General features: G+C 45.7%; 2 protein-coding genes. One reads left to right on the top strand and one right to left on the bottom strand.

Annotated elements, in window-relative coordinates; genetic code table 11:
* Window positions 1-873 (bottom strand): transporter substrate-binding domain-containing protein (locus GRP75_RS26435; protein WP_160790830.1); only part of this gene is annotated, 873 nt, incomplete at its 3' end.
* Between the two features lie 148 nt (window positions 874-1,021).
* Between GRP75_RS26435 and GRP75_RS26430 the strand changes: the two genes are divergently transcribed.
* The coding region (locus GRP75_RS26430; RefSeq protein ID WP_160790829.1) for a zinc-binding metallopeptidase family protein at window positions 1,022-1,592 on the top strand (571 nt) is incomplete at its 3' end.

Raw genomic sequence — 1,592 nt, 5'->3', positions numbered from 1 at the left:
CAGCAACAAGGTGTAGCCGATACCCGTAGCGTATAAACTGCGGTATTTCCAAAAAATATCTACAATGTTATTAGAAGAAACCTGACGATCCGCAGAAAGTGCACTCGCTTCCGTGGAAAACTTCTCAATCGACCCGTCTGCTTTCAGGCGAGCCAACGTTTTATTTACAGAAGCAAGCAATTCTGCATTCCCTTTACGGATACCTACAGCTGTTTCTGCTCCCGCATCCTCAGGCACAGCCTTGGCAAGGGTTACGGTACCGTCTAACGTGTATCCTTTAGCAACCGTATCTTCGATCACGACAGCGTTCACACGCTGGGTCCGCAGCTGGAGTACCAGGTCAGATATTTTATCCAGTGAAGTTACAGAGGCATTGGGCACTTTTTGAGCAATCTCTTCCTGAATACTTCCCTTTTGTGCTCCGATCTTCTCGCCTTTCAAAGCATCCATCGTCGGATATTTGTCTTTATCCTCTGGGCGTACCATGATGACTTGCTTGGAGCGATAGTATACATCCGAAAAATCAATACTCTTTCTGCGTTCATCCGTTGGTGTCATACCGGACAGTACCAAGTCTACACGACCACTTTGCAGAGCAGGCAGCAAAGAGTCAAAACTCATGTCTTCAGGGACCATCTCCGCATCCAAATCTTTGGCGATTTCCTTGGCGATATCCACATCGAACCCAACAATGGTATCCTTACCGTTAATGACTTTATGAAACTCATACGGCGGAAAGTCGGCACTCATGCCCACTACAAGTTTTTTCTGTGGCTTTGCTTCCGTTCCGTATGCATTGAGCATGGGAAGACCAGTCAACAGCAAGATAACCGCCGTCAAAACCAGGGCGGTAAAACGATATGCCTTTTTCAATCTTTTTTTCTCTCCTTAAATTCTTTATAATAAATAAGATTGTGTCATTATAAATGAATATGCATGATTATGCAATGAATGTTATAGTACAATTTCAGCATACCTAACGCAGTACCTACATTACAGCTTATATAAAGGAGTTTTCAGCATGGATTTTAAACAGACCATTCAACAGACCATCGAGCAGCATGCCCCACGGTTTAAGGACATTTCGTTATTTATTGGCGCAAATCCTGAACTTGGAAACGAGGAATTTCTGGCCGCTGCCCGTTTAAAAGAAGAACTGGTTTTTCACGGATTTGAGGTCCAGGCACCTGTATTGGGCATTGAAACAGCCTTTATTGCAACTTACAAAGCTGCAAAACCCGGGCCGGTTGTCGCTTTTCTGGCAGAATATGACGCTCTGAAAGGTCTAGGACACGCCTGTGGGCACCATTTGATATGTATGATGAGTACTGGTGCTGCCGTCGGCCTCAAGTCGATCATCGACGAAACTGGTGGAGAAGTACGGGTATATGGCACACCTGCCGAAGAAACACGCGGTGCAAAGGTCCCTATGGCCGCTGCCGGATTGTTTGATGATTGCGACATAGCACTTATGACGCATCCTTATGACCGTTACGAAAAATCAGGCAAATCACTGGCGATTGATGCTGTACAATTCGAATTTTTTGGTCAATCTGCTCACGCGGCTGCCAGCCCGCACGAAGGCATTAACG

This window comes from Paenibacillus sp. OT2-17, from assembly GCF_009827695.1.
GTDB classification, from domain to species: domain Bacteria; phylum Bacillota; class Bacilli; order Paenibacillales; family Paenibacillaceae; genus Paenibacillus; species Paenibacillus polymyxa_B.
Note: the sequence above shows the minus strand (reverse complement) of the source record. Positions and strands in the feature narration are given on the sequence as shown.